Genomic DNA, 23,664 nt, shown 5'->3' on the forward strand with positions numbered 1-23,664 from the left:
GCGGGCAAGAGTGTAGGTTGACTTTTTCTGGGTGTATCAGGCCGCGAGCACTGCTTTCGGCTCGACCAGTTCGTAGCCGAGCGCCTCGGCGACCGCGCGGTTGGTGATTTTGCCCTTGTGGACATTGAGGCCGTTGCGCAAGTGGTGGTCGTCGACCAGAGCCTTCAGACCCTTGTCGGCGAGTTGCAGGCCATAATGCAGCGTCGCGTTGTTCAGCGCATGCGCCGAGGTGACCGGCACGGCACCTGGCATGTTGGCGACGCAATAGTGGATGACGCCGTCAACCTCGTAGGTCGGTTCGGCGTGGGTGGTGGCATGAGAGGTCTCGAAGCAGCCGCCCTGGTCGATGGCGACGTCGACCAGCACCGAGCCCTTCTTCATGCCCGACAGCATTTCGCGGCTGACCAGCTTCGGCGCGGCTGCGCCCGGGATGAGGACGGCGCCGACGACGATGTCGGCCGAGAAGCATTCTTCCTCGAGCGCCTCGACGGTGGAGTAACGGGTGTGGACCCGGCCGGCGAAGAGATCGTCGAGTTGGCGCAGGCGCGGGATGGAGCGGTCGATGATGGTGACGTCGGCGCCGAGGCCGGCCGCCATGCGGGCCGCGTGCAGGCCGACGACCCCGCCGCCGAGCACGGTGACCTTGCCCGGCAGCACGCCCGGCACGCCGCCGAGCAGCACGCCGCGGCCGCCATTGGCCTTCTGCAGCGCTGTGGCGCCGGCCTGGATCGACAGGCGGCCGGCGACTTCCGACATCGGCGCCAAGAGCGGCAGGCCGCCACGATCGTCGGTCACGGTTTCATAGGCGATCGCCGTGACTCCCGAAGCGAGCAGGCCCTTGGTCTGCTCCGGATCCGGAGCCAGGTGAAGATAGGTGTAGAGGATCTGGCCTTCGCGCAGCTGCACCCACTCATTGGGCTGCGGCTCCTTGACCTTGACGATCATGTCCGATTTGGCGAACACGTCCGCGGCCGTCTTGGCGATGATGGCGCCGGCGGCGCGATAGGCGTTGTCATCGGCACCGATGCCGGCGCCCGCGCCGGCCTCGACCAGAACCTCATGGCCGTGGGCGACATATTCGCGAACCGAGCCGGGCGTGAGGCCGACACGGTATTCGTGGTTCTTGATTTCCTTGGGGCAGCCGACGCGCATTGTCTTCTCCTGATCCGGGCCCTTTTGGGCTCACTCCCTGTATTGGCGCAGTGAACCATGAATCGGTGCGCAGGTGTTTGCGAATGCACTTGCGGGAGAGTGAGTCCTTCGATAATCGTTGCGTCAAATGCACTGATATTCGCAGGAATCACGAAGAATGCCGCTCGACAGGATTGATATCGCCATTCTGGAGACATTGCAGAAGGATGGCCGGATGCCGAACGCGGCTCTTGCGGAAAAGGTCGGTCTGTCGCAGTCGGCCTGCTCGCGCCGGCTCGACAATCTGGAGAAGTCCGGGACCATCCGCGGTTATCACGCCCGGCTTTCCAACGCGGCCCTTGGCCACCAGATGACCGCGATCGTCCACATATCGCTCTCCGGCCAGTTCGAGAAGACGCTGTCGGATTTCGAGGCGGCGATCAAGCGTTGCCCCAACGTGCTGTCGTGCCACCTGATGTCGGGCGAGTACGACTATATCCTCAGGATCGCGGCCAAGGATCTCGTCGACTACGAGCGTATCCACAAGGAATGGCTGTCGGCGATGCCGCATGTAACGAAGATCAATTCGTCATTCGCCTTGCGCGAAATCGTCGACCGGACGGCAATGGGCCTGAAGCCGGAAATGGCTTAACGCCAAAGGCACACCCGGACGTCTTTCCCGAGATAGCATGCGCCGTCGCGGCGAAGGTCTTCCCAGCGTTCATCGCCGTGAGTCGCGCGGATGTCCGAGTTACCGTAGCCGCTCCAAACATCACCGTCTTTGTAGACGGCTGCCCAGTAATCCTCGGACATTTCACCAGCCCCACTATGCGTATCGGGATAGTCGATACCTGCAAAAACCTGCCGGGGTCCCTGGATATTGAAATCGCCGCCCTTCTCGATCTGATAGGAGCATTTTCCCGATATACGCGTCTGGCCGTCAACAACGAGCAGGCAACGGCCCCATTTATAGCCGCTCGGCAAGCGATGCCGTGATTGCGCAGGCGCGGGCGACAAGGACAACGCAATTGCAAGCCCAGCCGTTACAGTTCGTCCGATCATCTCATCACCCGTTGTCAAGCAGCCGATCTTAGGCCTCGGTGACGATCCGATCCATGGGGATGTCGTGCGGTTGCGGATAGATGGTGGCTATACGCTGCAATTCGTAGCCGACGCCGATGACCAATGGGTTGAAGGGCATGGCCGCCAGCGTCCGGTCGAAGAAGCCGCCACCATAGCCCAGGCGGTAGTTTGCCGGATCAATGCCGACAATGGGCGAGATGACGATATCGGGCAACACTGGATCGCCCTCGGCCGGAATTGGGATGTTCCACACACCTTTTTCCAACCGGTCGCCGGGTTTGTAGGCGCGAAAGATCAGCGGTTGGCCTTTATCGACCACAATCGGCAGCGCCGTGCGGCCGCCACGGTCGTTGATCGAAGCCATCCATGGCCGCAAATCCGGCTCACCGCGAAACGGCCAGTAAAGGCTGACCATGCGGCCCGCGATCTCGCCGATTTCGGCATCGAGCCCTTCGGCGATACGCCGGGACATCGCGGTTCGCGCGTCGGCCGAAACCGCGAGCCGCGCGGCGATCAGCCGTTCGCGCTCGGCCTTGCGCCAGCGCCGGACATCGGTCCAGTCGCTCGACGATGCCTGGAAGGCGGGCTCGAGTTCATGCATGAAGCAGGGTGGCGAGGCATACCGCGCCGGACCCTGGTCGTCATGATCGTTGGGCATGCTTTCACCTCATCGCGTGTCCCATGACGCTATACCTCGCGACACGATACATCTTGTGCGTTGACGACATGGAACGACGAGTCTCGGGCAGTCCTGCCGTTGTTGCATTGCACAAAAATACCTACATTCAGGGCAGGCAATCTTGCCCATCAGGGGTGAACGAGATGAACGAAGCCAGACATCATGTCGTCGTCGTTGGCGCGGGGTTCGGCGGCCTCGAATTCACCCGCGCGCTGGCTGGCGCGCCGGTGCGCATCACCATGATCGACAAGCGCAACCATCATCTGTTCCAGCCGCTGCTCTACCAAGTGGCGACGACAGCGCTGGCGACTTCGGAGGTTGCCTGGCCGATCCGCCATCTCCTGCGCAAGCGCAAGGATGTGACCACGCTGCTGGCGAATGTCACAGGGATCGACTGGATCGGCAAACGCGTTCTGCTCGACGATGGCAGCGCCGTTGCTTACGATACGCTGGTGCTCGCCACCGGCGCGCGCCACGCTTATTTCGGCCATGACGAATGGGAGCCCTTCGCGCCGGGCCTGAAGACATTGGAGGACGCCACCACCATCCGGCGCCGCATCCTGCTGGCCTTCGAGCAGGCCGAGCGGGAACCGGATCCCGCCAGGCGCCAGGCGCTGCTGACCATTGCCATCGTCGGCGGCGGGCCGACCGGCGTCGAACTTGCCGGAACCATCGCCGAACTGGCGCATGACACGCTGCGCGGCGAATTTCGCAACATCGATACGCGCCAGACGCGCGTGGTGCTGATAGAGGCCGGCGACCGCATCCTTGCCAATTTCGCGCCAAAGCTCTCCGACTACGCGGGCAAGGCGCTGGAACGGCTTGGCGTTACAGTCGAGCTTGGCCGCGCCGTTACGCGCTGCGACCCCGAAGGCGTGGTTTTTGGCGACACGGTTCTGCCGGCCCGCACCATCCTGTGGGCGGCAGGCGTTGCCGCTTCGCCCGCCGCCGAATGGCTGGGAGCGAAGGCGGACCGGGCAGGCAGGGTCTTGGTCGAGCCTGACCTCAGCGTGCCTGGCAGCGCGGAGATTTTTGTCATCGGAGACGCAGCACTCGTGCTGCGGCCCGACGGACGGCCTGTGCCCGGCGTGGCGCCTTCCGCCAAGCAGGAAGGCCGGCATGTTGCCGCGACCGTCAGGGCCAGGCTTGCCGGCGACACGAGCCCGCGGCCTTTCCACTACAAGCATGCCGGTGATCTGGCGACGATCGGCAAGCGCGCCGCCGCGATCGATTTCGGCTGGATCAAGCTGACGGGCTGGCTCGCCTGGTGGCTGTGGGGCATCGCGCATATCTATTTCCTGATCGGCTTTCGCAACCGGCTTGCCGTTTCGTTGAGCTGGCTATGGATCTATGTCACGGGCCAGCGCAGCGCCCGGCTGATTACGCAAGGCGACGACGACAGAACCTGACTTTCTTCACCGTCCCATTCATCCGCGCGTCATCTGCCGCTGATGGATTGATGCCGGATACGCGCGACTTCTTGAGTGGACTTGAGCCAATTTCGGCGCGAAGTTCGCTTCGGGGCAGGGCGTGTCAGGTCGAAGAAGGAGAAAACATGTCGCAACTGCTCCATCCCGTCTCTCGCCGTGGTCTTCTTGCGGGGGCCGCCGCCACAGGGGCGCTGATCATGCTTCATCCTTTCTCCGCCCGGGCGCAGGCCAACCAGGCGCATCTGAGGATCATGGAAACCACCGACATCCATGTGAACGTGCTGCCTTATGATTACTACGCCGACAAAGCGAACGACACGATGGGCCTGTCGCGCACTGCGTCGCTGATCGACGCCGTGCGCAAGGAGGCCGTCAATTCGATGCTGATCGACAATGGCGACCTGTTGCAGGGCAATCCGATGGGGGACTACATCGCCTATGAGAAGGGCCTGAAGGAAGGCGACCTCCATCCGATCATGAAAGGCATGAACCTGCTCGGTTACGAGTGTTCGACGCTTGGCAACCACGAATTCAACTACGGCCTGTCCTTTCTGGACAAGGTGCTGGCCGGCGCCAATTTCCCGTTCGTCTGCGCCAATCTGATCCGGGGCACCGAGCTTGCCGCCAATCCGCGCGACGACAAGCTCTATCTCAAGCCCTATGTGATCCTGGACAAGAAGATCAAGGACGGAGCAGGCGCCGAGCAGCCGATCAAGATCGGCATCATCGGCTTCGTGCCGCCGCAGATCATGGTCTGGGACCTCAAGAACCTCGAAGGCAACGTCAAGACCCGCGACATCGTCGAGGCGGCCAAGGCCTGGGTGCCGCAGATGAAGGAGGAGGGCGCCGATATCGTCATCGCGCTCTCGCATTCCGGCATCGACGTCAAGCAGGGTGAGATGATGGAGAACGCCTCGTTTTTCATCGCCGGCGTCGAAGGCATCGACGCCGTGTTCACCGGCCACCAGCACCTCGTTTTCCCCGGCAAGAAGGATTTCCAGGCACTCGAGGGCGTCGATACACAGAAGGGCACGCTGCAAGGCAAGCCAGCCGTCATGGGCGGTTTCTGGGGCTCGCATATGGGCCTGATCGACCTGATGCTGGAGCGTGACGGCTCCAGTTGGAAAGTGGTCTCCGCGACATCGGAGGCGCGGCCGATCTTCGAGCGTGTCGACAACAAGAACAAGCCGACCGTCGCCGACGACAAGCGCATCATTGCCGCTCTCGAGCAGGACCACGAGGCGACGCTCGCCTATGTTCGCCGCCCGGTCGGCAGGACCTCCGCGCCGCTCTATTCCTACTTCGCCCTCGTCGCGGACGATCCGTCGGTGCAGGTCGTCAACCAGGCGCAGACCTGGTACCTCAAGGACATATTGAAAAGCACACAGTGGAAGGACGTGCCGCTGCTGTCGGCCGCCGCTCCATTCAAGGCCGGTGGGCGCAACGGCGCCGACTACTATACCGACGTGCCCGCGGGCGACATCGCCATCAAGAACGTCGCCGATCTCTACCTTTACCCCAACACCGTGCGTGCCGTCGAAATCACCGGGGCGCAAGTCAAGGAATGGCTGGAAATGTCGGCCGGCATCTTCAAGAAGATCGAGGCGGGGAAGGCCGACCAGCCACTGATCGACACCGAATTTCCGTCCTACAATTTCGACGTCATCGACGGTGTCACCTACAAGATAGATTTGTCGCAGCCCCCGAAGTACGATGCCAAGGGCGGCATCGCCAACGCCGGATCGAACCGCATCGTCGATCTCAAATTCGATGACAAGCCGATTGATCCCTTGGCGAAATTCGTCGTCGCAACCAACAATTACCGTGCCGGCGGCGGCGGCAACTTTCCTGACATCAATGCCTCGAAGATCATCTACGACGCGCCCGACACCAATCGCGACGTCATCGTCCGCTACGTCGTCAGTCAAGGCACCATCAACCCGTCGGCGGACGGCAACTGGTCGTTCGCGCCATTGCCGGGAACCAGCGTCGTCTTCGAGACAGGCGTCAAGGCAAAGGACTTCATCGCCGACGTGAAGTCGCTGAAGATCGAGCCGGCAGGTGACGGCGAAGCCGGCTTTGCGAAGTACCGCATCCTGCTTTGAAGCATCGAGCAAGGAGACGAGCGGGCTGCCCCGTTCGTTTCCCCCGGCTCCTCAAGCCTTGTAGACCACCTGGCGCACATCGATGTAGCTGGCGCGGAAACCGGCCTCGCAATAGTGCAGGTAGAACTCCCAGAGCTTCTTGAAACGATCGTCGAAGCCGAGTGGCACGATCTTCTCCCACGATCCCCAGAAACGCTGGCGCCATTCGGCAAGCGTGCGGGCATAGTCCTCGGGGAAAACGCGTTCGCGCAAATGCGCAAGGCCGTGTGCCGCGCCAAGCGATTTCAGGATCGACGGCGTCGGCAGCATGCCGCCCGGAAAGACGTAGCGCTGGATGAAATCCGGCCTGGCGCGATAGGTATCGTAAGCGGCCTCGTTGATGGTGATGATCTGCAGGCCCGCGGTGCCGCCTGGCCTCAGGCAGGCTTTCATCTTGGAGAAGAACACCGGCCAGTATTTCTCGCCGACCGCCTCGAACATCTCGATCGAGGCGATGCGATCGTAAGTGCCCGTTTCGTCGCGGTAATCCTGCAACTTGATATCGACCTTGTCCGCCAGTCCCGCCTTTTGGATGCGGGCCTTGGCAAAGTCGTGCTGCTCGCGGCTGATGGTCAATCCGGTAACGCGGCAGCCGATTTCGCGCGCCGCGAATTCGGCAAAGCCGCCCCAGCCGCAGCCGATCTCCAGCACATGATCCTTTCCGCCGATGCCCGTATCCCTGGCCAGCGCCCGGTATTTGGCGGCCTGCGCGCTCTCGAGATCATTGGCACCATTGGCGTAGAGCGCGGAGGAATAGGTCATGCTCGGGTCGAGCCATTCCTTGTAGAAGGCGTTGCCGAGATCGTAATGCGCCGAAATATTGCGCTTCGAACCGGAGCGCGTGTTTTCGTTGAACCAGTGGCGGATGCGCTGGACAGTGTTGATGAGCCAGCTTGCTCCGCCGGCGACCTTTTCGCCGAAGGCGGAGTTGACGACGAACAGTTCGAGAAAACTGGTCACATCGGGGCTCTCCCAATCGCCGTCCATGTAGGATTCGGCAACGCCGATCGTGCCGCCGGAAAAGGCGCGGCCCGGCAGGCGCCAGTTCTTGAGCACCAGTTCGGCGTCGGGGCCCGGCGCTTTGCCGCCGATGAGAACGGCGCGGCCGTCCGGCATCCTGACCTTCAGCGAACCCCGCGGCAGGTTCATGGCCGCCGACAGCACCATCCGCGCCTTGGCCGGGAGACCCTTGACGATCTCGGCGAAATTGAATTCGTCGAGCCTGACCGCGTCGCCTTGATGTTCCCCGTGTGCCATTCCGTGCCCCTGGATCTCCGTGATGTCGGCGCAATTGCCAAGCCACGGTTCTCTTGGATCATCCGCCGGGTTCAAACGCCGTTGCTTGGTCCCGGCAGCTTGCGGGTTCGACAGCAGGCGGGCTCGAACGAAAGCGCGCGCCCTTGGCAGAGCTTCAGCGCTTCCCAGTGAATGCCTGGCACAATCTTCCACGTCATGAAGGGGAACTTCAAGAGGCATGCCGAGAGCTGGACTGTGCCACGCCAGGCTCTGGCGGCCTTGCGTCAGCTTGAGCCTGAAATCGAAAACGCCTATGGCAGCCGCATCGCTTGTACGATAGCTTTAGCCATGCGTTATGTAATTGTCATTGCCGCCATCGCCTTCTTCCTGATCTGGGACGGTCTCTACAATCAGGGCCGGTATCTGGACGTCACGGTCAGGGAGATTTCTCATGTGGTGCGCTACGTCACCGGCAAGGTCTAGATATCCCTCCAATTGAGTGGCCCGGCGCTTCATGCCTGATGCGCGCGGAATCAGGTGCCGCACCGATCGAGGCGCGTCGCAAGGACGCGTGACGCCATGACCGGTTGACGCAAAGGGACCGCCGCCACAAAAGACCCCGACATTCAGATCGAGGAGGCGGGATTGATCCGGCATATCGTTTTCTTCAGCGCGCGGCACAGGCAAGACGTGGAAGCAGTGCGTACCGGGCTGCTGGCGCTTGGCGACATTCCTCATTCCAGCCTCTTCGAGGTCACGTTGAACACCAAGGTCGACCCGCTGTCGGATGAAATCGATGTCGTCGTCTACGCGGAATTCGCCGATGACGCGGCGCTGGCCGCCTACAAGGCGCACCCGCTCTATGCGCAGACCACCAGCAAGGTCAAACCATTGCGCGAGCTGCGCTATTCGGCTGACGTCGTGGCTGGGAGCTGACCCTGCGCCTGCTCTAGAAGGAGCCTTCGCGCGGGCGCGTTTTCCCGATGGATCGTGCCACGCGAACAATGCGCCGCCGCCCGGCGGCATGGCGATCCAGTCTTGAACCGATCTTCGGAATGATGCACATCGCGCCTGCATGACCCCAACCACATCAGGTATTCATCCGCTCGATCATCTCGTTCTGCCGACGCGGAGCCTCGATGCGGCGCGGACTCGGCTCACAGCGCTGGGCTTCGTCGTCGCCCCGACCGGCGTCCATCCCTTTGGCACGGAAAACTGCTGCGTTTTCTTCGCCGATGGCACCTATCTGGAGCCACTCGCGATCGGCAGTGAACCGGCTGCGGTAGAAGCGGTTGCGCAGGGCAACGTCTTCGTCGCACGCGATCGGCTCTATCGCGAAAGCCGGGGCGACGAGGGATTCTCCGCGGTGGTGCTTGGTACGGACAATGCCGATGGCGACCATGAACGCTATGTGGAAGCCGGCCTGTCGGCGGGAGACACGCTGAGCTTCTCGCGAGCCTTCACCGACACGACGGGCAAAAGCGATACGGCGTCGTTCAAGCTCGCCTTTGCCGCGGCTCAGGGCCAAACGGACGCATTTCTTTTTGCCTGCCAGCGCATCAACGCGCCAAAAGTGGACCGTGCCGCCTTGCAGGCTCATCCCAATGGGGTCCACGGGATCGCCGAGGTGATTGCGGTCAGCAGTTCTCCCGCCGAGCAGCATAGGCTGATTGCCGTGGCGGTCAACGACCCGTCTGGCGGACAAGGCGGCGCGTTTCTCTTGCCGACCGCAAATTTGCGTGTGCTCGATCCCGCGTCTTTCGCCGCGCGCTTTGGAACACCGGCCGGGGCGCCGTCGGAATTGCGCTTCGCCGCCGTGGTTTTTTCGATCCGCGACACTGGCGCCGCCGCAAGCCTGCTTGCGGCCAATGCCATCGAACACGATATGTCGGGCAATGACATCATCGTGCGGCCCGCAGCCGGCCAAGGCGCCGCTTTCATCTTTCGGGAGATCCAATGAGCAACCCCCTAGCGCCCAATTCGGCGGTAACCGTCGGCAATGTCGTCTTCGACAATGCGGCACCCCTGGCGCTGATCGCAGGCCCGTGCCAGTTCGAATCGCGCCAGCACGCCTTCGACATGGCCGGCGCGCTGAAGGAACTGACCGGCAGGCTCGGCATCGGCCTCGTCTATAAGACGAGTTACGACAAGGCCAACCGGACCTCGCTGTCGGCAACGCGTGGCGCCGGCATGGACGCCGCACTTCCGGTCTTCGACGAACTGCGCAAGGAATTCTCGCTTCCCGTGCTGACCGATGTCCACACCGAGGAACAGTGCGCGATCGTCGCGCCGCATGTCGATGTGCTGCAGATTCCGGCCTTCCTGTCGCGCCAGACCGACATGCTGGTCGCCGCCGCAAGGACGGGGAAGGTGATCAACGTCAAGAAGGGCCAGTTCCTGGCGCCGTGGGACATGAAGAACGTGGTCGCCAAGATCACCGGCTCCGGCAATGCCAATGTCCTGACCACCGAGCGCGGTGCCTCCTTCGGCTACAACACGCTGGTGTCGGACATGCGGGCGCTGCCTGTCATGGCCGAGATCGGCGCGCCGGTGATCTTCGACGCCACGCATTCGGTCCAGCAGCCGGGCGGGCAGGGCGGCTCGTCCGGCGGCGAACGCCGGTTTGTCGCGACGTTGGCCCGCGCGGCCGTCGCGGTTGGGGTTGCCGGCGTCTTTATCGAGACCCACCAGGATCCCGACAATTCGACCTCTTCCGACGGTCCCAACATGCTGCCGCTGAAAGATATGCCGGCACTGCTGGAAACGCTGATGGCGTTGGACCGGGTGGCCAAAGGGCACTGATCCAGGGCTTTCAGCCGGCGCTTGTGGTTGCTGGGGGCCGGTTGTACGCTTGGCCGGCAAATGAGCGTTTTGGCAGGAGGAAGCCATGTCCGTTGCCCGCGTCACCGAAATCACCTCATCGTCGAAGAAGAGCTTTCAGGACGCTATCGAGAAGGGAATCGCCCGCGCCTCGAAAACCCTGAAGAACGTCGAAGGCGCCTGGATCCAGGATCAGAAGATCGTCGTCGAGGACGGCAAGATCGCGGCCTACCGCGTCAATATGAAGGTGACTTTCATCCTGGCGGAGTGATCGGGCAGCCGCCAAAAAGTCGGGAACTTTCGCCCGCGCCCCTCATTGTCGAAGCAGAGATCAACGACAACGAGGAGTATGACAATGACAACCCAGACAGGTCACACCGAAGCCATTGCCGCTTCGCGGGTCATCGGCACGTCGGTCTACAACACCGAGGGCACCAGCATCGGCAGCATCGAGGACATCATGCTCGACAAGACGTCGAACGGCATCATGTTCGCGGTGATCGGTTTTGGCGGCTTTCTCGGCATCGGCGAGAAATACCACGCCGTTCCCTGGGCAAGTCTCGACTATGACGAGGACAAGGGCGGTTATGTCGTGCCCTTCTCGAAGGAACAGCTGAAGGCCGCGCCCGCCTATTCGATCAACGAACTGGCCGGCGCGGATGGCGAGAGCGCGCGCGACGCCTCCTATGAGTATTACAAGGTCACGCCCTACTGGCATTGAACGCGAACAAAAAAGGGTCTCGTTTCGACGGGGCCCTTTTTGATTCAACGCAAGGATTATTCGCTGAGGTGCAGCGCCGGCAGCGACATCCCGGCTTTTGGCGGCGGCTGACCATCGCATGATGTCAGGAACGCGGCCGCGATCAGGAACAGACTGACAATACCGCTTAACTCGGACATGGCGAAACTCCTCCTGTTTCGCCCCGCGCATGCATAGCCATAGCCGAAAATGCGTGTTCGACGGCATGACTTATGATGACAGAAATTTGCGCTTCGTGAATCGGGGACCCGGCAATATTCGGCCACGGCCCGATTGCCTTTTGCGTTGCTTTGGCTAAGACGGGCGCGACGTTTTCTCCAGATCAATCGAGGACATCGCAATGACCGCCATCATCGATATTGTCGGGCGTGAAATCCTGGACAGCCGTGGAAACCCGACCGTCGAGGTCGATGTCGTTCTCGAAGATGGTTCGATGGGCCGCGCGGCGGTGCCTTCGGGCGCCTCGACCGGCGCCCATGAAGCCGTGGAATTGCGCGACGGCGGCGCCCGCTATCTCGGCAAGGGCGTGCTCAAGGCCGTCGAAGCGGTCAATGGCGAACTGTTCGAGGCGATCGGCGGCATGGAAGCCGAAAACCAGATCCACATCGACCAGACCATGATCGAGCTCGACGGCACGCCCAATAAGAGCCGGCTTGGCGCCAACGCCATTCTGGGCGTTTCGCTGGCGGTTGCGAAGGCCGCGGCCGATGCCTCAGGCCTGCCGCTCTATCGCTATGTCGGCGGCGCCAAGGCGCACGTCCTGCCGGTGCCGATGATGAACATCATCAATGGCGGCGCGCATGCCGACAACCCGATCGACTTCCAGGAATTCATGATCCTCCCGGTCGGCGCGCCGACGCTGCGCGAAGGCGTGCGCTGGGGGTCGGAAATCTTCCACACGCTGCGCAAGAAGCTGAAGGATGCCGGCCACAACACCAATGTCGGCGACGAGGGCGGCTTCGCGCCGAACCTGAAGAGCGCGCCGGTGGCGCTCGATTTCATCATGGAATCGATCGAGAAGGCCGGCTTCAAGCCGGGCGAGGAGATCGCGCTTGGCCTCGATTGCGCCGCGACCGAATTCTTCAAGGACGGCAACTACGTCTATGAAGGCGAGAAGAAGACACGCGATCCCAAGGCGCAGGCCAAATACCTCGCCAAGCTCGCCGCCGATTATCCGATCATCTCGATCGAGGACGGCCTTGCCGAGGACGACTGGGAAGGCTGGAAGTACCTGACCGACCTGATCGGCAAGAAGACGCAGCTTGTCGGCGACGATCTTTTCGTCACCAACACGGCGCGCCTGCGCGACGGCATCCGCATGGGCGTCGCCAATTCGATCCTGGTCAAGGTCAATCAGATCGGCTCGCTGACCGAGACGCTCGACGCGGTCGAGACCGCGCACAAGGCAGCCTACACCGCCGTCATGTCGCACCGTTCCGGCGAGACCGAGGATTCGACCATCGCCGATCTCGCCGTCGCCACCAATTGCGGGCAGATCAAGACCGGCTCGCTGTCCCGCTCCGACCGCATGGCCAAGTACAACCAGCTGATCCGCATCGAGGAAGAACTCGGCAAGCAGGCGCGTTATGCTGGCAAGTCAGTGATCAAGGGCTGATCCGGCGGCATCTTGTTGATAGGGAAAGGGCGGGACATCCCGCCCTTTTGCATTTCAAGCCGGCCCGCGCGGCCTCCCGTAACCGTCCGTTAAGCACAATCAGGCGAAAAAGGCTTAGTGCCGTCTGAGTTCGCGGCCACGGGGAATCGGTCATGTGGACGCGTCAGCACAAGCAGAGAAACACCGGGCGGCTGATCATTCCCTCTTTGTGCGTGGTGTTCCTGGCCTATTTCGGCTTCCACGCCTATCACGGCGAATTCGGCATCAATTCCAAATACAAGCTGGAAGCCGAGACGGTCGTGCTGCAGGGTCAGCTCGATGCGATCAAGGCGCGCAGGATGGAGCTGGAGCGGCGCGTCAGGCTCATGCATGATGGCACGCTCGAGAAGGACATGCTTGACGAGCAGGCGCGCCGGGCGCTCAATCTGTCCCAAGCCGACGAGATCACCATCATGCTGCCGGTCTCGACGAAATAACCAATATCCGGTTAATCACCAATATTTGCAATGATTTTAATTGCTTAGGTGCATGCCAGCTATGCAATTTCGACATGGCGGAACGCCTTTCGACGTGTTAGCCTCCCATAAATCGAAGGGGAGGGCGATCTCCCCGGAGCAAGTCTTGCTCCAGTGTCCGCAAAGAGACGCCAACAGGGAGTGATGCATGGCCACCGCAGCCAGAAAAGCGCCTGCCAAATCGAAATCCGACGGTAAATCCGGCCTGTCAGCACCCAAGCCTGCTGACTTCACCAAGGACGAAGAGCTTGCCGCCTACCGGCACATGCTGCTCATCCGCCGGTTCGAGGAAAAGGCCGGCCAGCTCTATGGCATGGGCTTCATCGGCGGCTTCTGCCACCTCTACATCGGCCAGGAAGCGGTCGTCACCGGCATGAAGATGGCGCTGATCGACGGCGATCAGATGATCACGGCCTATCGCGATCACGGCCACATGCTGGCGATGGAGCTTTCGCCGCGCGGCGTCATGGCCGAACTGACCGGACGCCGAGGCGGCCTGTCGAAAGGCAAGGGCGGCTCCATGCACATGTTCTCCAAGGAGAAGCATTTCTATGGCGGTCACGGCATTGTCGGTGCGCAGGTGTCGCTCGGCACGGGCCTGGCCTTCGCCAACCGCTATCGCGAGAACAAGAACGTGTCGCTGACCTATTTCGGCGACGGCGCCGCCAACCAGGGCCAGGTCTATGAAAGCTTCAACATGGCCTCGCTGTGGAAGCTGCCGGTGATCTACATCATCGAGAACAACCGCTACGCCATGGGCACGTCGGTGTCGCGCTCCTCAGCCGAGACCGACTTCTCGCACCGTGGCGCTTCCTTCAAGATTCCCGGCATCCAGGTCGATGGCATGGATGTGCGCGCGGTCAAGGCCGCCGCCGATCTCGCAACCGAATGGTGCCGCGCCGGCAATGGTCCGCTGATTCTCGAGATGCAGACCTATCGCTATCGCGGCCACTCCATGTCCGATCCTGCAAAATACCGGTCGAAGGAAGAAGTGCAGAAGATGCGCTCCGAGCACGACCCGATCGAGCAGGTCAAGGCGCGGCTCATCGAAAAGAAGTGGGCTGATGAGGAAGAACTCAAGGCCATCGACAAGGAGGTTCGCGACATCGTCGCCGACGCCGCCGAATTTGCCCAGAACGATGCCGAGCCGGATCCGTCCGAGCTCTGGACCGATATCGTATTGTAAGGGAGGGCCAGGACATGCCGATCGAAATTCTCATGCCCGCTCTCTCGCCGACCATGGAAGAGGGCAATCTGTCCAAGTGGTTGAAGAACGAAGGCGACAAGGTCGTCGCCGGCGACGTGATCGCCGAGATCGAAACCGACAAGGCGACGATGGAAGTCGAAGCCGTCGACGAAGGCACGCTGGCCAAGATCGTGGTTCCCGCCGGCACCGAAGGCGTCAAGGTCAATGCCGTGATCGCCGTCCTTGCCGTTGAAGGCGAAGACACCGACAAGGCCGGCGAAGGCATCGGCGAAGAGCCTGCCAAGGCTCAGGCAAAGGCGCCTGCGCCAGTTGCGGCCAAGAGCGAGGCCGCCGCACCTGTCGCGGCGGCACCGAAGACCGAAATCGCCGCCGATCCGGACATTCCGGCCGGCACCGAGATGGTCTCGACCACCGTGCGTGAAGCGCTGCGCGATGCCATGGCCGAGGAAATGCGCCGTGACGGCGACGTCTTCGTCATGGGTGAGGAAGTCGCCGAATATCAGGGCGCCTACAAGATCACCCAAGGCCTGCTGCAGGAATTCGGTCCGCGGCGCGTCGTCGATACGCCGATCACCGAACATGGCTTTGCCGGCGTCGGCGTCGGCGCGGCGATGGCGGGCCTGAAGCCGATCGTCGAGTTCATGACCTTCAACTTCGCCATGCAGGCGATCGACCAGATCATCAATTCGGCCGCCAAGACCCTCTATATGTCGGGCGGCCAGATGGGCGCGCCGATCGTGTTCCGTGGGCCGAACGGCGCGGCAGCCCGCGTCGCCGCCCAGCACTCCCAATGCTATGCCGCCTGGTACAGCCACATTCCAGGCCTGAAAGTCGTGATGCCTTATACGGCCGCCGACGCCAAGGGCTTGCTCAAGGCGGCGATCCGAGATCCGAACCCGGTCATCTTCCTCGAGAACGAGATCCTCTACGGCCAGTCCTTCGACGTGCCGAAGCTGGACGATTTCGTGCTGCCGATCGGCAAGGCGCGCATCCACAAGCAGGGCAAGGACGTCACCATCGTCTCGTTCGGCATCGGCATGACCTATGCGGTGAAGGCTGAAGCCGAATTGCGTGGCCTGGGCATCGACGCCGAGATCATCGATCTCAGAACCGTTCGTCCGCTCGACCTCGACACCATCATTGCCTCGGTCAAGAAGACCAACCGGCTGGTCGTGGTCGAAGAAGGGTACCCGCAGAATTCGGTCGGCGACCATATCGCCAACCAGGTGTCACAGCGCGCCTTCGATTTCCTCGATGCGCCTGTGATCACCATCGCCGGCAAGGATGTGCCGATGCCTTATGCGGCGAACCTCGAAAAGCTGGCATTGCCGAATGTCGGCGAGGTCATCGAGGCGGTCAAAGCCGTCACGTATCGCTGAACCGGGCGGGAGGACAAAAATGCCAATCAACATCACCATGCCGGCGCTCTCGCCCACGATGGAAGAGGGCAATCTTTCCAAGTGGCTGGTCAAGGAAGGCGACAAGGTTTCGCCGGGCGACGTCATCGCCGAGATCGAGACCGACAAGGCGACGATGGAGGTCGAAGCCGTCGATGAAGGTACCGTGGCCAAGCTCGTCGTGCCGGCCGGAACGGAGGGCGTCAAGGTCAACGCGCTGATCGCCGTGCTTGCGGCCGAGGGCGAAGATGCGGGTGCTGCCGCCAAAAGCGGTGGCGATGCCGCATCAAAGGCTGAAGCTTCAAAGACTGAAGCTCCAAAAGCGGATGCTCCGAAGGTTGAGTCACCCAAGGAATCGCCGAAGCCGGCGACGTCCGCTGCGCCGGCGCCGACGAAGGCTGAGCCTGCTCCGGCCGCCAACGGCCATGCCGGTGGCGAGCGCACCTTTGCGTCGCCGCTCGCGCGCCGCATTGCCAAGGACGCGGGCGTCGACGTGTCCGCTGTGACCGGCACCGGTCCGCATGGCCGCGTGGTCAAGGCCGATGTCGATGCCGCGATCGCCGGCGGCGGCGCCAAGGCAGCGCCTGCGGCCAAGGCTCCGGCTGGTGCGCCGGCCGCCGCACCGGCCGTAAAGGCGATGTCGGACGATCAGGTGCTGAAGCTGTTCGAGCAAGGCTCCTACGAACTGGTCCCGCATGACAATATGCGCAAGACCATCGCGCGGCGCCTGGTCGAAGCCAAGACCACAATCCCGCATTTCTACTTGACCCTCGACTGTGAACTCGACGCGCTGCTGACCCTGCGCTCGCAGCTCAATGCGGCGGCTCCGGTGAAGAAGACCGACAAGGGCGAGGCGCCGGCCTACAAGCTGTCGGTCAACGACATGGTGATCAAGGCGATGGCGATGGCGCTGAAGGCAGTGCCGGATGCCAACGCCTCCTGGACCGAGAGCGCCATGGTCAAGCACAAACATGCCGATGTCGGGGTCGCCGTCTCGATCCCCGGCGGCCTGATCACGCCGATCATCCGCCATGCCGACGAAAAGACGCTGTCGGTCATCTCCAACGAGATGAAGGATCTGGCGAGCCGCGCCAGGAGCCGCAAGCTGAAGCCGGAGGAGTATCAGGGCGGCACGACGGCGGTGTCCAATCTCGGCATGTTCGGCATCAAGGATTTCGCCGCCGTCATCAACCCACCGCATGCGACGATCCTGGCGGTCGGGGCCGGCGAGGAGCGGGCGGTGGTCAAGAACGGCGAGATCAAGATAGCCACGGTGATGTCGGTGACGCTGTCGACCGACCATCGCGCCGTCGACGGAGCCTTGGGCGCCGAACTGCTGGTCGCCTTCAAGAAGCTGATCGAAAATCCGATGGGCATGCTGGTCTAGGAAAGGGAAAGGCTGTGCGAATATTCTTCACCAGCCTTTTCGCTTTTTTCATTTCCGGGTTGGCCGGCGGCCTGATCGCGCAATGGTTGGCTGTCGCGACCGGCGCCGAGGAAGAATACATCATCGTCTTCATGGTCTCGGTGCTGGTGACTTTTGTCGTCACCTTCATCTTCTTCGTGGCGCAATTGATGAACGATCCGGTCGCGGCGGTGACGAGGGCCGGGAAGTGGACGCTGAATGTGTTTGTGGCGCTGATCGTCCTCTTGGTCGGGGTGATCTTCTACAGCGACAGCAGCGCCGCGGTGGTGAGGAAAGACATGCCGATGGTTGCCGGTCTCGGTCTGCCGGGTTTGGTGACGATCATCATCCATTGGTTGTTCGTGCGCTGGCGCGTGAAGCGCGGTGTGGCCGACATAAAGGCGGGTTGACGGATGAAGACGGTTCTTTGTTACGGCGACTCGCTGACCTGGGGCTACAATGCCGAAGGTGGACGTCATGCGCTCGAGGATCGCTGGCCAAGTGTGCTGCAGGCCGGGCTCGGTGAAGGCGTTCAGGTGATCGCCGACGGCCTCAATGGCCGCACCACCGCCTTCGACGATCATCTGGCCGGAGCCGACCGCAATGGTGCGCGGTTGCTGCCGACGGTGCTGACGACGCATGCGCCGATCGACCTGATCGTCATCATGCTCGGCGCCAATGACATGAAGCCGTGGATCCATGGCAATCCGGTCGCGGCCAAGCAAGGCATCCAGCGGCTGATCGATATCGTGCGTGGCCACGACTATCCGTTCGACTGGCCGGCACCCCAGATCCTGATTGTCTCGCCGCCCGTTGTAGCCCGGACCGAGAATGCCGATTTCAAGGCGATGTTCGCCGGCGGCGACGACGCTTCGAAACAGCTTGCACCGCAATACGAGGCACTCGCCGACGAAGCCGGCTGCGGCTTCTTCGACGCCGGCACCGTGGCGCAAACCACGCCGCTCGACGGTGTCCACCTCGACGCCGAAAACACGCGAAATATCGGCAAGGCGCTGGCACCGGCCGTACGCGTCATGTTGGAATTGTGATTGAAGGAGAAAACCGTGGCTGAGAACTACGACGTCATCATCATCGGCTCCGGCCCCGGCGGCTACGTTACGGCGGTGCGATCCGCCCAGCTTGGCTTCAAGACGGCGATCGTCGAGCGCGAGCATCTGGGCGGCATCTGCCTGAACTGGGGCTGCATCCCGACCAAGGCGCTGCTGCGCTCGGCCGAGATCATGCATTATTCCGATCATTTGAAGGATTACGGGCTGAAGCTCGATGGCGGCAAGATCAGTGCCGATACCGCCGCTGTCGTCGACCGCTCGCGCAAAGTGTCGCTCAGGCTCAATGGCGGCGTCGCCTTCCTGATGAAGAAGAACAAGGTCGACGTGATCTGGGGCGAAGCCAAGTTGTCGAAGCCCCCTTCTGGTGAAAAATTTGGCGAAATCGTCGTGACCAAGACAGCCAAGAAGCCGATGGAACCGCAGCCACCAGTGCCGAAAGGCGTCAAGGGCGAGGGCACGTACACCGCCAAGCACATCATCCTGGCGACGGGTGCGCGGCCGCGCGCGCTGCCCGGCATCGAGCCGGACGGCAAGCTGATCTGGACCTATTTCGAGGCCATGGTGCCCAAGGAGATGCCGAAGTCGCTTCTGGTGATGGGCTCCGGCGCCATCGGTATCGAATTCGCCTCCTTCTACCGCACGATGGGCGCCGACGTGACGGTCGTCGAACTGCTGCCGGCGGTGATGCCGGTAGAGGACGCCGAAGTCTCGAAATTCGCGCAAAAGCAGTTCGAGAAGCAAGGCATGAAGATCATCCTCGAAGCCAAGGTGACCAAGGTCGAAAAGGGCGCCAATTCGGTCACCGCCCATGTCGAGATGAAGGACGGCAAGGTCGAGAAGATCACCGCCGACCGCATGATCTCCGCCGTCGGCGTTCAGGGCAATATCGAGAACCTCGGCCTTGAAGCGCTCGGCGTGAAGACGGATCGCGGCTGCGTCGTCGTCGATGGTTACGGCAAGACCAACGTGCCCGGCATCTACGCCATCGGCGACGTCGCCGGTCCGCCGATGCTTGCCCACAAGGCCGAGCATGAGGGCGTGGTGTGCGTCGAGAAGATCGCGAATTTTCCCGGCGTACATGCCATCGACAAGCTCAAGATCCCCGGCTGCACCTACTGCAACCCGCAGGTCGCCTCGGTCGGCCTGACGGAAGCGAAGGCCAAGGCGGAGGGCAAGGACATCCGCGTTGGCCGCTTCCAGTTCGCCGCCAACGGCAAGGCGATCGCGCTTGGCGAGGACCAGGGTTTCATCAAGACCATCTTCGACAAGAAGACCGGTCAGCTGCTGGGTGCGCACATGGTCGGCGCCGAAGTGACCGAATTGATCCAGGGCTTTGTGGTCGCGATGAACCTCGAAACGACCGAGGAAGAGTTGATGCACACCATCTTCCCGCATCCGACGCTGTCCGAGATGATGAAGGAAAGCGTGCTCGACGCCTATGGCCGCGCCTTGAACGCATGATAGATTTGCCGCAGGAGACTCAGCCGCGCAAGCTGTGGGATCTCGACGGCAAGGCAGCTCGTTTCCGGACGCATTTTTACGCGCACAAGGAGAAGGCATATGCATTTGAACGGCGTGGGCTGGATCGCAGCCATCATCATCGGCGGCCTGGCAGGCTGGTTTGCCGAAATGGTCATGAAGAGCAACACCGGCATCTTCATGAACATTATCATGGGCATCGTTGGGGCTGTCGTGTTGAACGCCATTTTGCAGGCACTCAATTTCGGGCCATTCGGCGTCGGCTGGACAGCCTATCTGATCACCGGCTTCATCGGCGCCTGCCTGCTGATCTGGGTCGGGCGCCTGGTGCGCCGCTAGCCGATATCTCTTCGGCTATGCGCAAATGGTTGTGGCGGCATGTGCCGCCGCAGCCTTTTTCTTTGTGCTGAAAAGTCCTAAATGACGTTGAAATGACGATCGCCGGTGGGCGGTCGCGAGAAAAGCCAGGGTTCAGATGGTCACTGTCCTCGACACGATCGCCAACGCGCCGCGGCTGCGGCATCCCGAGAAGGCCCACAAGCCCGACCAGGAGGTGTTGCGCAAGCCGGACTGGATCCGCGTCAAGGCGCCGGTATCGAAAGGCTATGCCGAGACACGCGAGATCGTGAAGTCGCACAAGCTGGTGACGGTGTGCGAAGAAGCCGGCTGCCCGAATATAGGCGAGTGCTGGGAAAAGAAGCACGCCACCTTCATGATCATGGGCGAGATCTGCACGCGCGCCTGCGCCTTCTGCAATGTCGCCACCGGTATTCCGACCGCGCTCGATCCCGATGAGCCGGCGCGCGTCGCGCACGCCGTCAAGCAGATGGGGCTCACCCACGTCGTCATCACCTCGGTCGACCGCGACGATCTGGCCGATGGTGGCGCGCAGCACTTTGCCGATGTCATCCGTGCGATCCGGGCGGCAACGCCTCTGACGACGATCGAAATTCTCACGCCGGATTTCCTGCGCAAGGACGGGGCGCTGGAAATCGTCGTGGCGGCCAGGCCCGACGTCTTCAACCACAATCTCGAAACCGTGCCGTCGAATTATCTGAAGGTCCGGCCCGGCGCCCGCTATTTCCACTCGATCCGCCTGCTGCAGCGGGTCAAGGAGCTCGATCCGTCGATCTTCACCAAGTCCGGCATCATGGTGGGGCTGGGCGAGGAGCGGAATGAAATCCTGCAGCTGATGGACGATCTGCGCTCGGCCAATGTCGACTTCATGACCATCGGCCAGTACCTGCAGCCGTCGAAGAAGCACCATCCGGTGATCCGCTTCGTCACCCCTGAAGAATTCAAGTCCTTCGAGACGATCGGCAAGACCAAGGGTTTCCTGCTGGTGGCGTCGAGCCCGCTGACGCGCTCCTCGCATCACGCCGGCGATGATTTCGCCAGGCTGCGCGCGGCGCGCGAAGCGCAGCTCGCGAAATCGCTCTGATGCATCTTCGACGCGACGCGTATTAGAGCCGGATTCATGCCGAAATTCGAAGCCACCCGCCGCGTTGCCCACACGCCTCGGCAGATGTTCGCGCTGGTCGCCGATATCGAGACCTATCCGCAATTCCTGCCGCTTTGCGAGGCGCTGACGGTTCGCTCGCGCAAGGAGCGTGACGGACGCACCATCCTCGTCGCCGACATGAGCATCGGCTATAAGGCGATCCGTGAGACCTTCACCACGCAGGTGCTGCTGAAGCCCGACGAGAACGCCATCGATGTGAAATACATCGACGGCCCGTTCAAATATCTGAGCAATGTCTGGCGTTTCGAGCCAGACGGCGCCGGCTGCGCCGTGCGCTTCTTCATCGACTATGAATTCAAGAGCCGCATCCTGGGCGCGCTGATGGGCACGATGTTCGATCGTGCCTTCCGTATGTTCGCCGAGGCTTTCGAGAAGCGCGCTGATGTCATCTACGGCAAGACACCGGCGGCCTGACTCTCGCCAAGTGCCTGCAAGCCGAGCTCCAGCGCATGTTTGACCGTTTCCCGGCGGATGAAGTCGCGGCCATTGTCGGCAAACAGCTTTCGTTCGGCCGTCACGGGTCGGCCGTTGACGGCAACGCCAAACCAGACCAGCCCGACCGGCTTTTCCGCGGAACCGCCACCCGGACCGGCAATGCCTGTGACCGCCAGCGTCAGCGCGGCGCGCGAACGGGCAAGCGCGCCGGTTGCCATCTCGGTCGCTGTCTCGCGGGATACCGCGCCATGCGCGTCGAGCGTGGTGGCGCGAACGCCGAGCATGTCCATCTTGGCTTCATTGGAATAGGTGATGAAGCCGCGATCGACCACGGCGGAAGAGCCGGCGATGTCGGTCAGCGCGGCGATTATCATGCCTCCCGTGCAGCTTTCCGCCGTCGCCAGCATGATGCCGCGCTCGCGGCAGGCCTCGAACAGGGCGATGGCCAGTTCGCCGTTGGTCATTCCGGAACCTCGCCGGGAAACACCACACTGGCGGTGGCGATCGCCGCGATGCCTTCCTCGCGACCGACGAAGCCGAGCTTCTCGTTGGTTGTCGCCTTGACCGAGATACGGTCGGCCGAAACGCCCAGCATCTGGGAAAGGACCGATGTCATCGCCTCGCGGTGCGGGCCGACGCGCGGCGCCTCGCAGACCAGCGTGATGTCGGCATTGGCGATGCGGCCGCCGCGCTCGCGCACCAGTCTTGCCGCATGTTCGACGAATATGCGCGAGGCAGCGCCTTTCCACTGCGGATCGGACGGCGGAAAGTGCGTGCCGATGTCGCCGGCCCCGCAGGTCGCCAACAGTGCGTCGGTGAGGGCGTGCAGGCCGACATCGGCGTCGGAATGGCCCGACAGTTTCCTGTCATGCGGGATGGCGACGCCGCAGAGCGTGATGTGGTCGCCGGGCTCGAAGGCATGGACGTCATAGCCATTGCCGGTGCGGACGTCGGGGAAGTGCGCCCGTTCGCTGGAAAGCCGCTGGTGTGCCATGGCGATGTCTCGTGCCCAGGTGAGTTTGACATTGTCCGGTGAGCCCGGAACGAGCTTCACCGGCATCTGCATCCATTCGGCGATCGACGCGTCGTCGGTAAAGTCGGTCTTGCCGCTGCTGTAGGCTTCCTCATGCATCGTCATGATGGCGAGGAATGGAAAGCCTTGCGGCGTTTGCGCCGCGTGCAGCCCGCTCCTGGGGACTGTTTCGCCGACCATGCCGGTGGCCGATTCGCGTTTCAGCGTGTCGGCGACCGGCAGTGCGGGAAGCGCGCCCTCTCGCTCGCCGATAGCCGCGATGGTGCGGTCGATCAGATCCACGTCGACAAAGGGGCGTGCGGCATCGTGGATGAGAACCTTGTCCGGCGCGTAGCTTCTCAGCGCCTGCAGCCCTAGCCGAACCGAATCCTGCCGGGTTGCGCCCCCGGCGATTGCCGTCACCCGATCGGCGTCGGTGCCGACCGCTTGCCGGAAAAGCTCGCGGTCCTCGGCATGAATGGCCACGACGATCCGGCCGATGAGCGGGTGCGCCAGAAAAATGTCGATGACGCGAGCGATGACGGCGCGACCGCCAACTCGTTGATATTGCTTGGGACCATCGGCCTGTCCGGCGCGCGCGCCGCGGCCTGCCGCGACGATAACCACCGCGACTTTGCCACTCGGATCCGAAGCCTGATTTTCAGTTGCGCCCGTCATGCCGTCTGGTCCTAGTCGCGGCCAAGGACGAAGGCCAGCTTTTTCC

General features: G+C 62.3%; 27 protein-coding genes. 20 read left to right on the forward strand and 7 right to left on the reverse strand.

Annotation, left to right across the window (positions count from 1 at the left end; translation table 11 throughout):
- Positions 1-36 precede the first annotated feature (36 nt).
- Positions 37-1,152: an alanine dehydrogenase gene (gene ald, locus FJ948_RS00285; protein WP_140701109.1), complete on the reverse strand. Its 1,116-nt coding sequence runs from the start codon at positions 1,150-1,152 to the stop codon at positions 37-39.
- Between the two features lie 157 nt (positions 1,153-1,309).
- Here ald and FJ948_RS00290 point away from each other — a divergent pair, with 157 nt between their 5' ends.
- Positions 1,310-1,783, forward strand: a complete 474-nt coding sequence (locus FJ948_RS00290; protein WP_015317948.1) for an Lrp/AsnC family transcriptional regulator — start codon at positions 1,310-1,312, stop codon at positions 1,781-1,783.
- On the opposite strand, the gene FJ948_RS00295 is transcribed toward FJ948_RS00290, so the two are convergent.
- Both FJ948_RS00295 and FJ948_RS00300 read right to left on the reverse strand, forming a co-directional pair.
- A complete protein-coding gene (locus tag FJ948_RS00295; protein WP_140701111.1) occupies positions 1,780-2,211 on the reverse strand; it encodes a hypothetical protein in 432 nt (143 codons plus the stop codon). The two genes, FJ948_RS00290 and FJ948_RS00295, sit on opposite strands and share 4 nt — an antisense overlap.
- Positions 2,212-2,221: 10 nt before the next feature.
- Entirely contained in the window at positions 2,222-2,872 is a 651-nt protein-coding gene (locus FJ948_RS00300) for a 5-formyltetrahydrofolate cyclo-ligase (protein WP_140701113.1), read from the reverse strand.
- A 164-nt stretch (positions 2,873-3,036) separates the two neighbouring features.
- Here FJ948_RS00300 and FJ948_RS00305 point away from each other — a divergent pair, with 164 nt between their 5' ends.
- The gene (locus FJ948_RS00305) at positions 3,037-4,302 is read left to right on the forward strand and encodes an NAD(P)/FAD-dependent oxidoreductase (RefSeq protein ID WP_140701115.1); all 1,266 of its coding nucleotides are present in this window, start codon (positions 3,037-3,039) and stop codon (positions 4,300-4,302) included.
- A 146-nt stretch (positions 4,303-4,448) separates the two neighbouring features.
- Positions 4,449-6,428: a bifunctional 2',3'-cyclic-nucleotide 2'-phosphodiesterase/3'-nucleotidase gene (locus tag FJ948_RS00310; protein WP_140701117.1), complete on the forward strand. Its 1,980-nt coding sequence runs from the start codon at positions 4,449-4,451 to the stop codon at positions 6,426-6,428.
- Between the two features lie 51 nt (positions 6,429-6,479).
- Here the strand turns inward: FJ948_RS00310 and FJ948_RS00315 are convergent, their stop codons facing one another.
- Positions 6,480-7,724, reverse strand: coding sequence for a cyclopropane-fatty-acyl-phospholipid synthase family protein (locus tag FJ948_RS00315; RefSeq protein ID WP_140701119.1), 1,245 nt, complete (start codon positions 7,722-7,724; stop codon positions 6,480-6,482).
- A gap of 327 nt (positions 7,725-8,051) precedes the next feature.
- Between FJ948_RS00315 and FJ948_RS30850 the strand changes: the two genes are divergently transcribed.
- The 6 genes from FJ948_RS30850 to FJ948_RS00345 all read left to right on the forward strand — a co-directional run bounded on the left by FJ948_RS30850 (position 8,052) and on the right by FJ948_RS00345 (position 11,244).
- Positions 8,052-8,186, forward strand: a complete 135-nt coding sequence (locus FJ948_RS30850) for a hypothetical protein (RefSeq protein ID WP_263491405.1) — start codon at positions 8,052-8,054, stop codon at positions 8,184-8,186.
- A gap of 162 nt (positions 8,187-8,348) precedes the next feature.
- Entirely contained in the window at positions 8,349-8,639 is a 291-nt protein-coding gene (locus FJ948_RS00325) for a Dabb family protein (RefSeq protein WP_140701121.1), read from the forward strand.
- A gap of 139 nt (positions 8,640-8,778) precedes the next feature.
- Positions 8,779-9,663 (forward strand): VOC family protein, encoded by an 885-nt coding sequence (locus FJ948_RS00330; protein ID WP_140701123.1) that lies wholly within the window; start codon positions 8,779-8,781, stop codon positions 9,661-9,663.
- Positions 9,660-10,505 carry a 3-deoxy-8-phosphooctulonate synthase gene (gene kdsA, locus FJ948_RS00335; protein ID WP_140701125.1) on the forward strand — a complete coding sequence of 282 codons (846 nt, stop codon included), beginning with the start codon at positions 9,660-9,662 and terminating at the stop codon, positions 10,503-10,505. The genes FJ948_RS00330 and kdsA overlap by 4 nt, the downstream gene beginning before the upstream one ends.
- A gap of 85 nt (positions 10,506-10,590) precedes the next feature.
- A complete protein-coding gene (locus FJ948_RS00340) occupies positions 10,591-10,794 on the forward strand; it encodes a dodecin family protein (protein WP_027045027.1) in 204 nt (67 codons plus the stop codon).
- A gap of 84 nt (positions 10,795-10,878) precedes the next feature.
- Positions 10,879-11,244 (forward strand): PRC-barrel domain-containing protein, encoded by a 366-nt coding sequence (locus FJ948_RS00345; protein WP_140701127.1) that lies wholly within the window; start codon positions 10,879-10,881, stop codon positions 11,242-11,244.
- A gap of 56 nt (positions 11,245-11,300) precedes the next feature.
- Here the strand turns inward: FJ948_RS00345 and FJ948_RS30855 are convergent, their stop codons facing one another.
- Complete coding sequence (locus tag FJ948_RS30855; protein WP_140701129.1) at positions 11,301-11,423, reverse strand: hypothetical protein; 123 nt, start codon at positions 11,421-11,423, stop codon at positions 11,301-11,303.
- 200 nt (positions 11,424-11,623) lie between these two features.
- Here FJ948_RS30855 and eno point away from each other — a divergent pair, with 200 nt between their 5' ends.
- The 11 genes from eno (at position 11,624) to FJ948_RS00405 (ending at position 21,907) form a co-directional block, all read left to right on the forward strand.
- Positions 11,624-12,898 (forward strand): phosphopyruvate hydratase, encoded by a 1,275-nt coding sequence (eno, locus tag FJ948_RS00355; protein WP_140701131.1) that lies wholly within the window; start codon positions 11,624-11,626, stop codon positions 12,896-12,898.
- Between the two features lie 152 nt (positions 12,899-13,050).
- Complete coding sequence (locus FJ948_RS00360; protein WP_140701133.1) at positions 13,051-13,374, forward strand: septum formation initiator family protein; 324 nt, start codon at positions 13,051-13,053, stop codon at positions 13,372-13,374.
- A gap of 187 nt (positions 13,375-13,561) precedes the next feature.
- Positions 13,562-14,599, forward strand: a complete 1,038-nt coding sequence (gene pdhA, locus FJ948_RS00365) for a pyruvate dehydrogenase (acetyl-transferring) E1 component subunit alpha (RefSeq protein WP_140701135.1) — start codon at positions 13,562-13,564, stop codon at positions 14,597-14,599.
- Positions 14,600-14,613: 14 nt separating this feature from the next.
- Entirely contained in the window at positions 14,614-15,999 is a 1,386-nt protein-coding gene (locus FJ948_RS00370; protein WP_140701137.1) for a pyruvate dehydrogenase complex E1 component subunit beta, read from the forward strand.
- A 19-nt stretch (positions 16,000-16,018) separates the two neighbouring features.
- A complete protein-coding gene (locus tag FJ948_RS00375; protein WP_140701139.1) occupies positions 16,019-17,404 on the forward strand; it encodes a pyruvate dehydrogenase complex dihydrolipoamide acetyltransferase in 1,386 nt (461 codons plus the stop codon).
- 14 nt (positions 17,405-17,418) lie between these two features.
- Positions 17,419-17,832, forward strand: coding sequence for a hypothetical protein (locus tag FJ948_RS00380; RefSeq protein ID WP_140701141.1), 414 nt, complete (start codon positions 17,419-17,421; stop codon positions 17,830-17,832).
- Positions 17,833-17,835: 3 nt separating this feature from the next.
- A complete protein-coding gene (locus FJ948_RS00385) occupies positions 17,836-18,471 on the forward strand; it encodes an SGNH/GDSL hydrolase family protein (protein ID WP_140701143.1) in 636 nt (211 codons plus the stop codon).
- A gap of 15 nt (positions 18,472-18,486) precedes the next feature.
- Entirely contained in the window at positions 18,487-19,953 is a 1,467-nt protein-coding gene (gene lpdA / locus FJ948_RS00390) for a dihydrolipoyl dehydrogenase (protein WP_140701145.1), read from the forward strand.
- A gap of 99 nt (positions 19,954-20,052) precedes the next feature.
- Positions 20,053-20,310, forward strand: coding sequence for a GlsB/YeaQ/YmgE family stress response membrane protein (locus FJ948_RS00395; protein ID WP_019858028.1), 258 nt, complete (start codon positions 20,053-20,055; stop codon positions 20,308-20,310).
- Positions 20,311-20,446: 136 nt separating this feature from the next.
- Positions 20,447-21,412, forward strand: a complete 966-nt coding sequence (lipA, locus tag FJ948_RS00400; RefSeq protein ID WP_127872368.1) for a lipoyl synthase — start codon at positions 20,447-20,449, stop codon at positions 21,410-21,412.
- A 36-nt stretch (positions 21,413-21,448) separates the two neighbouring features.
- A complete protein-coding gene (locus FJ948_RS00405; protein WP_140701147.1) occupies positions 21,449-21,907 on the forward strand; it encodes a type II toxin-antitoxin system RatA family toxin in 459 nt (152 codons plus the stop codon).
- Here the strand turns inward: FJ948_RS00405 and FJ948_RS00410 are convergent.
- Together FJ948_RS00410 and FJ948_RS00415 are read right to left on the reverse strand one after the other, a co-directional pair.
- Positions 21,883-22,392, reverse strand: a complete 510-nt coding sequence (locus tag FJ948_RS00410) for a CinA family protein (protein WP_140701149.1) — start codon at positions 22,390-22,392, stop codon at positions 21,883-21,885. The two genes, FJ948_RS00405 and FJ948_RS00410, sit on opposite strands and share 25 nt — an antisense overlap.
- Entirely contained in the window at positions 22,389-23,618 is a 1,230-nt protein-coding gene (locus FJ948_RS00415; protein ID WP_140701151.1) for a bifunctional 2-C-methyl-D-erythritol 4-phosphate cytidylyltransferase/2-C-methyl-D-erythritol 2,4-cyclodiphosphate synthase, read from the reverse strand. The genes FJ948_RS00410 and FJ948_RS00415 overlap by 4 nt, the downstream gene beginning before the upstream one ends.
- Positions 23,619-23,664 lie beyond the last annotated feature (46 nt).

The sequence above is a fragment of the Mesorhizobium sp. B2-3-12 genome (genome assembly GCF_006442205.1).
Lineage (GTDB): Bacteria > Pseudomonadota > Alphaproteobacteria > Rhizobiales > Rhizobiaceae > Mesorhizobium.